This window comes from Pseudomonas aegrilactucae (assembly GCF_019168305.1).
GTDB lineage: Bacteria > Pseudomonadota > Gammaproteobacteria > Pseudomonadales > Pseudomonadaceae > Aquipseudomonas > Aquipseudomonas aegrilactucae.
In genome coordinates, this window is the sequence record NZ_JAHTBI010000042.1 from 31592 (window position 1) to 40979 (window position 9388).

At 64.3% G+C, this 9388-nt stretch carries 8 protein-coding genes; 6 read left to right on the top strand and 2 right to left on the bottom strand.

Going from position 1 to position 9388, the window contains the following annotated elements:
- Window positions 1-40 precede the first annotated feature (40 nt).
- The gene (locus tag KUO17_RS12575; RefSeq protein WP_217975882.1) at window positions 41-748 is read right to left on the bottom strand and encodes an arginyltransferase; all 708 of its coding nucleotides are present in this window, start codon (window positions 746-748) and stop codon (window positions 41-43) included.
- Between the two features lie 57 nt (window positions 749-805).
- Window positions 806-1501 (bottom strand): leucyl/phenylalanyl-tRNA--protein transferase, encoded by a 696-nt coding sequence (gene aat, locus KUO17_RS12580; protein ID WP_217975883.1) that lies wholly within the window; start codon window positions 1499-1501, stop codon window positions 806-808.
- A 390-nt stretch (window positions 1502-1891) separates the two neighbouring features.
- On the opposite strand from aat, the gene ftsK reads away from it, so the two are divergent.
- The 6 genes from ftsK to cysG all read left to right on the top strand — a co-directional run bounded on the left by ftsK (window position 1892) and on the right by cysG (window position 9384).
- Window positions 1892-4297 (top strand): DNA translocase FtsK, encoded by a 2406-nt coding sequence (ftsK, locus tag KUO17_RS12585; RefSeq protein ID WP_217975884.1) that lies wholly within the window; start codon window positions 1892-1894, stop codon window positions 4295-4297.
- A gap of 64 nt (window positions 4298-4361) precedes the next feature.
- Window positions 4362-4985 (top strand): outer membrane lipoprotein periplasmic chaperone LolA, encoded by a 624-nt coding sequence (gene lolA, locus KUO17_RS12590; RefSeq protein WP_217975885.1) that lies wholly within the window; start codon window positions 4362-4364, stop codon window positions 4983-4985.
- 18 nt (window positions 4986-5003) lie between these two features.
- Window positions 5004-6329, top strand: coding sequence for a replication-associated recombination protein A (locus tag KUO17_RS12595; RefSeq protein ID WP_217975886.1), 1326 nt, complete (start codon window positions 5004-5006; stop codon window positions 6327-6329).
- Entirely contained in the window at window positions 6326-6700 is a 375-nt protein-coding gene (crcB, locus tag KUO17_RS12600; protein WP_217975887.1) for a fluoride efflux transporter CrcB, read from the top strand. Before KUO17_RS12595 ends, crcB begins: the two co-directional genes overlap by 4 nt.
- Window positions 6701-6717: 17 nt before the next feature.
- Complete coding sequence (gene serS, locus KUO17_RS12605) at window positions 6718-7998, top strand: serine--tRNA ligase (protein WP_217975888.1); 1281 nt, start codon at window positions 6718-6720, stop codon at window positions 7996-7998.
- On the top strand, window positions 7999-9384 hold the full coding sequence (gene cysG, locus KUO17_RS12610) for a siroheme synthase CysG (RefSeq protein WP_217975889.1): 1386 nt from the start codon (window positions 7999-8001) through the stop codon (window positions 9382-9384). It begins immediately after the preceding gene.
- Window positions 9385-9388 lie beyond the last annotated feature (4 nt).

The following is a 9388-nucleotide window of genomic DNA, read 5'->3' on the forward strand; positions in this document are numbered from 1 at the left end:
CGTGCATTGTGCCCGAAAAATGGGGTTCAAGCCAAGGGTTTCAGTTAAGCGTGACCCATCGCTGATTGATCAGCAGCTCGATGGGGCGGTACTGGGTCTTGTAATTCATCTTTTTGCAGTTTTTGATCCAGTACCCGAGGTAGACCGCTTCGAGCCCCAGGCGCAGGGTTTCGCTGATCTGCCACAGGATCGCGAAGCGGCCCAGGCTGCGCCGCTCCTCTTCGGGTTCGTAGAAGGTGTACACCGCCGAAATGCCGTTGGGCAGCAGGTCGGTGACTGCCACCGCCAGCAGCTTGCCGGCCAGGCGGAACTCGTAGAAGCGCGAAAACGGCAGGTCGCGCACCAGGAACGTGGCGAACTGGTCACGGCTGGGCGGGTACATGTCGCCATCGGCGTGGCGCTGCTCGATATAGCGCCGGTACAGCTCGAAGTATTCTTCGTTGAAGCTGGGGCGTGCAGAGGTCACCACCAGGTCGGCATTGCGCTTGATGATGCGCTTCTGCTGACGGTTGGGGGTAAAGCGCGCAGCCGGGATGCGTGCCGGTACGCAGGCGCTGCAGTTCTGGCAGTGCGGGCGGTACAGGTGGTCGCCGCTACGTCGAAAACCCATTTCCGACAGGTCTGCGTAGACGTTGGCGTCCATCGGCTGGCTCGGGTCGAGGAACAGCGTGGTGGCTTGCTCGTCAGGCAGGTAGCTGCAGGCATGGGGTTGAGTGGCATAGAACTTCAGCCGCGCCAACTCTGTCATGATCAACCCCTCGGGAGGTACTTTTGTTTTAAGTGTAAGCCAGCTATGAAAACTCGCCTAGCAAACGGCTTGGCGGCAGACCCAGCTGGCATTGGCGGGCTGGTCGAGGTAGTCACGCAGGTACTCGGCGAAGCTGGCCCTGGCGATGGCACGGGCACCCAGGCTGTGCAGGTGGTCGGTGGGCATCTGGCAGTCGATCAGCACCACGCCGGCCTCCTTCAGGTGCTGCACCAGGTGCACGAAGCCGACCTTGGAGGCGTTGTCGGCGCGGCTGAACATCGATTCGCCGAAAAACAGGCGGCCCATGGCCAGGCCATACAGGCCGCCGACCAGTTCGCCGTTTTCACGAACCTCCACCGAATGGGCGAAGCCCTGTTGGTGCAGCTCGAGGTAGGCCGCCTGCATGTTGTTGGTGATCCAGGTGCCGTCGGCGTAGTCGCGCGGCGCGGCGCAGGCCTGGATGACTGCAGCGAAGTCCTGGTCGAAGCTGACCTCGTAGCGGCCCTGGCGCAGTACCTTGCGCAGCGAGCGCGACACGTGCAGCTCATCCGGGAACAGCACGGTGCGCGGGTCGGGCGACCACCACAGGATGGGCTGGCTGTCCTGGTACCAGGGAAAGCAGCCATGGCGATAGGCCTGCACCAGGCGTTCGGCGCTGAGGTCGCCACCGGCGGCCAGCAGGCCATTGGGCTCGTGCAGGGCCTTTTCCAGTGGCGGGAAGTCCAGGTTGTTGCGGCTCAGCCAGGTCAGCATGTCGTTCAATCGCACTGCGGCAGGGTAGGGGAGTGGGTCAGCATCGCTGTAAAAAGCTTCGCCGGCAAGCCGGCTCCCACAGGGCAGGCAGCGTGCTTGACGTGAGCGCAGAGCCTGTGGGAGCTGGCTTGCCAGCGAAAGCGGCTGCAAGCGCGCCGCAACTTAACCTGCACTATGCTGTCCCAACTACGCAAAAACCCCGCATAAGCCTTTGTCACAAAAGAAAATGCGTGCTCAAATTGCCGTATAGGAAATTGGCCCCCGTTTACGCCTCGTTCCGGCGTGCCGTCATGGCGGCAGGCGGGCAGTAATGTTAAAAGTAGTGGTTTGTTGGCCCCGTTACCGGCCAGCCCCTGTTGGACGCGCATTGAGCGCAGGAATAGACGCGTTTTGAAGAAATCCACCGCAACACCCAGCCCCGAGCCGCTCTGGCGCCAGCAGCTGCACTACCGGCTCAAGGAAGGTGCACTGATCGCCATCGGCGCGCTGTGCCTGTACCTGTGGATGGCCCTGCTGACCTACGACCAGGCCGACCCGGGTTTCAGTCACACCAGCAACGTCGAGCAGGTGCAGAACGCCGCCGGTCGCGCCGGGGCGTTCTTTGCCGACGTGCTGTTCATGGTCCTGGGCTATTTCGCCTACATTTTCCCGTTGCTGCTGGCGATCAAGACCTGGCAGATCTTCCGCGAGCGTCACCAGCCCTGGCAGTGGAGCGGCTGGCTGTTCTCATGGCGCCTGATCGGCCTGGTGTTCCTGGTGCTGTCGGGCGCGGCGCTGGCGCATATCCACTTCCATTCGGCCCCCAGCCTGCCGGCCTCGGCGGGCGGTGCGCTGGGTGAAAGCCTCGGTGACCTGGCCAAGAACGCCCTGAACGTGCAGGGCAGCACCCTGATGTTCATCGCTCTGTTCCTGTTTGGCCTGACTGTGTTCACCGACCTGTCGTGGTTCAAGGTCATGGACATCACCGGCAAGATTACCCTGGACCTGTTCGAGCTGTTCCAGGGCGCCGCCAACCGCTGGTGGGCCGCGCGCAACGAGCGCAAGCGCCTGGTGGCCCAGCTGCGCGAAGTCGACGAGCAGGTGCACGATGTGGTCGCGCCTGTAGTGGCCGACCGCCGCGAGCAGATCAAGGCCAAGGAACGCATCCTCGAACGCGACACCGCGCTGAGCAAGCACGTGGCCGAGCGCGAGCAGCACGTGCCGCCGGTGATCATGCCGGCCCCGCCCAAGGCGCCGGAGCCCAGCAAGCGCGTGCAGAAGGAAAAACAGACCCCGCTGTTCGTCGACAGCGCCATCGAAGGCACGCTGCCGCCGATCTCGATCCTCGACCCGGCCGAGAAGAAGAAGGTCAACTACTCGCCAGAATCCCTGGCCGGGGTAGGCCATCTGCTCGAAATCAAGCTCAAGGAATTCGGCGTGGAAGTGTCGGTGGACTCGATCCACCCAGGCCCGGTGATTACCCGCTACGAGATCCAGCCGGCCGCCGGCGTGAAGGTCAGCCGTATCGCCAACCTGGCCAAGGACCTGGCGCGTTCGCTGGCCGTGACCAGCGTGCGCGTGGTCGAAGTGATCCCCGGCAAGACCACCGTGGGCATCGAGATCCCCAACGAAGACCGCCAGATCGTGCGTTTCTCCGAAGTGCTGTCGTCGCCGCAATACGACGAAGCCAAGTCGCCGGTCACTATGGCCCTGGGCCATGACATCGGCGGCAAGCCGGTGATCACCGACCTGGCCAAGATGCCGCACCTGCTGGTGGCTGGTACCACCGGTTCGGGTAAATCGGTGGGTGTGAACGCGATGATCCTGTCGATCCTGTTCAAGTCCGGCCCCGAAGACGCCAAGCTGATCATGATCGACCCGAAAATGCTCGAGCTGTCGATCTACGAAGGCATTCCGCACCTGCTGTGCCCGGTGGTCACCGACATGAAGGACGCCGCCAACGCGTTGCGCTGGAGCGTGGCTGAGATGGAGCGGCGCTACAAGCTGATGGCCGCCATGGGCGTACGTAACCTGGCCGGCTTCAACCGCAAGGTGAAGGACGCCGAGGAGGCGGGCGAGCCGATCTACGACCCGATGTTCAAGCGCGAAAGCATGGACGACGTGCCGCCGCTGCTCAAGACCCTGCCGACCATCGTGGTGGTAGTGGACGAGTTCGCCGACATGATGATGATCGTCGGCAAGAAGGTCGAAGAGCTGATCGCACGTATCGCCCAGAAGGCGCGGGCAGCCGGTATCCACCTGATCCTGGCCACGCAGCGCCCGTCGGTGGACGTGATCACCGGCCTGATCAAGGCCAACATCCCGACCCGCATGGCGTTCCAGGTATCGAGCAAGATCGACTCGCGTACCATCATCGACCAGGGCGGCGCCGAGCAACTGCTGGGCCACGGTGACATGCTGTACATGCCACCTGGCACCAGCCTGCCGATCCGTGTACACGGCGCGTTCGTCTCCGACGAAGAGGTGCACCGCGTGGTCGAGGCCTGGAAGCTGCGCGGCGCCCCGGACTACAACGACGACATCCTCAGTGGTGTCGAAGAGGCCGGCAGCGGCTTCGACGGCGGCGGGGGTGGTGGCGGTGACGACGATGCCGAAACCGATGCGCTGTACGATGAAGCCGTGCAGTTCGTGCTCGAAAGCCGTCGTGCTTCCATCTCGGCGGTGCAGCGCAAGCTCAAGATCGGCTACAACCGCGCCGCGCGCATGATCGAGGCAATGGAAATGGCCGGCGTGGTCACGGCCATGAACACCAACGGCTCACGTGAAGTGATTGCGCCGGGGCCGATGCGCGACTGATGATTCAATTTGCCGGTGGCCATTGACGGTTGCCGGCCCCTTCATAATTGCAACGAGGATTTCCATGCGCCTGATTCGCATGCTGTTGGTTTCCGCCATGGCCCTATCCAGCGCTTCGGCCCTTGCCGCTGAGGCCGATGCCGCGCGCCTGACCCAGTTGCTGGACAAGTCCAAGACGATCAGTGCCCGCTTCTCCCAACTGACCCTCGATGGCGGCGGCACCCAGTTGCAGGAGACCACCGGCCAGATGTCGGTGCAGCGCCCTGGTCTGTTCTACTGGCACACCGATGCACCGGCCGAGCAGGTGGTGGTATCGGACGGCAAGAACGTCACCCTGTGGGACCCGGACCTGGAGCAGGCGACCGTCAAGAAGCTTGACCAGCGCCTGACCGAGACCCCGGCCTTGCTGTTGTCGGGCGATGTGTCGAAAATCAGCCAGAGCTTCGACATCACCTCCAAGGAGCAGGGTGACGTGATGGATTTCGTGCTCAAGCCGAAAACCAAGGACACCCTGTTCGATTCGCTGCGCCTGTCGTTCCGCAAGGGCCTGGTGAATGACATGCAACTGATCGACAGCGTCGGCCAGCGCACCAACATCCTGTTCACCGGGGTCAAGGCCAACGAGGCCATCCCGGCGAGCAAATTCAAGTTCGATATCCCGAAAGGCGCAGACGTCATTTCGGAGTAAGAGGTAGTAGCGTCGCCCATGGACCTGTTTCGAAGTGACCCCGTTGCCCAGCCACTGGCCGCGCGCCTGCGCCCGGCCAACCTGGATGAGTACGTCGGCCAGCAGCACCTGCTGGCGCGCGGCAAGCCGCTGCGCGAGGCACTGGAGCAGGGTGCGCTGCACTCGATGATCTTCTGGGGCCCGCCGGGGGTCGGCAAGACCACCCTGGCGCGGCTGCTGGCGCAGTTCTGCGAGGCGCACTTCGAGACCGTCTCTGCGGTGCTGGCCGGGGTCAAGGAGATCCGCCAGGCGGTGGAAATCGCCAAGCAGCAGGCGGCCCAGTATGGGCGGCGCACCATCCTGTTCGTGGATGAAGTGCACCGCTTCAACAAGTCGCAACAGGATGCCTTCCTGCCCTATGTGGAGGACGGCACACTGATTTTCATCGGTGCCACCACCGAAAACCCCTCGTTCGAGCTCAACAACGCACTGCTGTCGCGCGCGCGGGTGTACGTGCTCAAGAGCCTCGACGAAGCGGCGCTGCACCGCCTGGTGGAGCGTGCTCTCACCGAAGAACGGGGCCTGGGCAAGCGCCAGCTGACGCTTGGCGCTGAAGCCTTCAAGATGCTGCTGGCCGCCGCCGATGGCGATGGCCGGCGCCTGCTCAACCTGCTGGAAAACGCCTCGGACCTTGCCGAAGATGGCAGCGAGATCGGCGTGGAGCTGCTGCAAAGCCTGCTGGGCGACACTCGCCGGCGTTTCGACAAGGGCGGCGAGGCGTTCTACGACCAGATCTCTGCGCTGCACAAGTCGGTGCGTGGCTCCAACCCCGACGGCGCGCTGTACTGGTTCGCGCGCATGCTCGACGGCGGCTGCGACCCGCTGTACCTGGCGCGGCGCGTGGTGCGCATGGCCAGCGAAGACATCGGCAACGCCGACCCACGTGCGCTGAGCCTGTGCCTGGCCGCCTGGGACGTGCAGGAGCGCCTGGGCAGCCCCGAGGGCGAGCTGGCGGTGGCCCAGGCCATTACCTACCTGGCCTGCGCGCCGAAGAGCAATGCGGTGTACATGGGCTTCAAGACCGCGCTGCGCGAAGCGGCCGAGCATGGCTCGCTGGAAGTGCCGCTGCACCTGCGCAATGCGCCGACCAAGCTGATGAAGCAGTTGGGCTACGGCGACGAATACCGCTACGCCCATGACGAGCCCGATGCCTATGCTGCCGGCGAAGACTATTTTCCGGATGACCTGCAACCGCGTCAGTACTACCAGCCCGTGCCCCGTGGCCTGGAGCTGAAGATCGGCGAGAAGCTGCGCCACCTGGCCGAACTCGACCGGTTGAGCCCGCGGCAACGGAGAAAACCGTGATTGCACTGGTTGTCGCCGTCAGTGCGGGAGGCATTGCCGGCACCTTGCTGCGCTTTGCCGCGGGCAATTGGGTCAATGCGCACTGGCCACGCCACTTCTATCTCGGTACGCTGGCGGTCAACCTGATTGGCTGCCTGCTGATCGGCTTGCTCTACGGGCTGTTTGTGCATCGCCCACTGGTGCCGGTCGAACTGCGCGCAGGCCTGATCGTCGGCTTCCTTGGCGGCCTGACGACCTTTTCATCCTTTTCCATGGACACCGTGCGCCTGCTCGAAAGCGGGCAAGCCCCACTGGCCTTCGGCTACGCCACGCTCAGCGTGGTGGGTGGCCTGCTCGCCACCTGGGCCGGCTTGTCCTTGACCAAATTCTGAACCAACGAGAAAACGATATGCTCGATTCCCAACTGTTACGCGGCCAACTTCAGGAAGTGGCGGACCGCCTGGCCTCCCGTGGCTTCAGCCTGGATGTCGCGCGCATCGAAGCACTTGAAGAGCGCCGCAAGTCTGTGCAGACCCGCACCGAACAGCTGCAGGCCGAGCGTAACGCCCGTTCCAAGTCCATCGGCCAGGCCAAGGCCAAGGGCGAGGACATCGCCCCACTGATGGCGGACGTCGAGCGCATGGCTGGCGAACTGGCTGCCGGCAAGGTCGAGCTCGATGGCATTCGCGAAGAGCTGGACTCGATCCTGCTGACCATCCCCAACCTGCCGGACGCCAGCGTACCGGTCGGTGAAGATGAAGACGGCAACGTCGAAGTACGCCGCTGGGGCACCCCGCGTGCCTTCGATTTCGCCATCCAGGACCACGTGGCCCTCGGCGAGCGCAACGGCTACCTCGATTTCGAGACTGCCGCCAAGCTGTCGGGCGCACGCTTTGCCCTGCTGCGTGGCCCGATCGCACGCCTGCACCGCGCGCTGGCACAGTTCATGATCAACCTGCACACCGCCGAGCACGGCTACGAAGAGGCCTACACCCCTTACCTGGTACAGGCTCCGGCGCTGCAAGGCACCGGCCAGTTGCCCAAGTTCGAGGAAGACCTGTTCAAGATCAGCCGCGAAGGCGAGGCTGACTTCTACCTGATCCCGACCGCCGAAGTGTCGCTGACCAACATCGTGGCCGGCGAGATCGTCGATGCCAGGCAGTTGCCGATCAAGTTCGTCGCCCACACCCCGTGCTTCCGTAGCGAAGCCGGCGCGTCGGGCCGCGACACCCGCGGCATGATCCGCCAGCACCAGTTCGACAAGGTCGAGATGGTGCAGGTGGTCGAGCCGGGCAAATCCATGGAGGCCCTCGAAGGCCTGACCGCCAACGCCGAGCGCGTATTGCAGCTGCTCGAGCTGCCGTACCGCGTACTGGCGCTGTGCACCGGCGACATGGGCTTCAGCGCCGTGAAAACCTACGACCTCGAAGTGTGGGTGCCGAGCCAGGACAAGTACCGCGAGATCTCCTCGTGCTCCAACTGCGGTGATTTCCAGGCGCGCCGCATGCAGGCGCGCTGGCGCAATCCGGAAACCGGCAAGCCGGAGCTTGTGCACACCCTCAACGGTTCGGGCCTGGCTGTAGGTCGTACCCTGGTGGCGGTGCTTGAGAACTACCAGCAGGCCGACGGTTCGATCCGTGTGCCTGAGGTGCTCAAGCCTTACATGGGCGGCCTGGAGATCATCGGCTAAATGGAGTTCCTGCCGCTGTTCCACAACCTGCGGGGCAGCCAGGTGCTGGTCGTGGGTGGGGGCGAGATTGCCTTGCGCAAGTCTCGCCTGCTGGCCGATGCCGGCGCTGTACTGCGCGTGGTCGCGCCCGAAATCGAAGGGCAGTTGGCCGAGCTTGCACGCACCAGTGGCGGCCAGACGCTGGCCCGTGGTTACCAGCCAAGCGACCTCGATGGTTGCCAGCTGATCATTGCGGCCACCGATGACCAGGCGCTCAACGCCCAGGTATCGGCCGATGCGCGTCAGCGCTGTGTGCCGGTCAACGTGGTGGATGCGCCGGCCCTGTGCACGGTGATCTTCCCGGCCATCGTCGACCGTTCGCCATTGGTGGTGGCGGTGTCCAGTGGCGGCGATGCGCCGGTGCTGGCCCGCCTGATCCGGGCCAAGCTGGAAACCTGGATTCCGGCGGCCTATGGCGAGCTGGCGGGCCTGGCCGCGCGCTTTCGCCATCGGGTCAAGGAGCTGTACCCGGACGTGAACCAGCGTCGCGGCTTCTGGGAAGATGTATTCCAAGGCCCGATTGCCGAGCGCCAGCTGGCCGGGCAGGGCGCCGAAGCCGAGCGCCTGTTGCAGGCCAAGGTGGATGGCGCGTTGCCGCAGACCTCGGGCGAGGTGTACCTGGTTGGGGCGGGGCCGGGCGATCCGGACCTGCTGACCTTCCGTGCGCTGCGCCTTATGCAGCAGGCCGACGTGGTGCTGTACGATCGCCTGGTGGCGCCTGCGATCATCGAGCTGTGCCGGCGTGATGCCGAGCGCATCTATGTGGGCAAGCGCCGCGCCGACCACAGCGTGCCGCAAGACCAGATCAACCAGCTGCTGGTGGACCTGGCCAAGCAAGGCAAGCGCGTGTTACGCCTCAAGGGCGGCGACCCGTTCATCTTCGGCCGTGGTGGCGAAGAGATCGAAGAGCTGGCCGAGCAGGGCATTCCGTTCCAGGTGGTGCCGGGCATTACCGCCGCCAGCGGCTGTTCGGCGTATGCCGGTATTCCGCTGACCCACCGCGACTACGCGCAGTCGGTGCGTTTCGTGACCGGCCATCTCAAGGACGGCACCAGCAACCTGCCGTGGGATGACCTGGTGTCACCGGCGCAGACCCTGGTGTTCTACATGGGGCTGGTGGGCTTGCCGACCATCTGTGCCGAGCTGATTCGCCATGGCCGTGCGGCAGATACGCCGGCGGCACTGGTGCAGCAGGGCACGACGGTCAACCAGCGGGTGTTCACCGGTACCCTGGCCAACTTGCCGCAACTGGTGGCGGAGCATGAAGTGCATGCGCCGACGCTGGTGATCGTGGGTGAGGTGGTGCAGCTTCGCGAGAAGCTGGCGTGGTTCGAAGGAGCTCAGTAAAAAA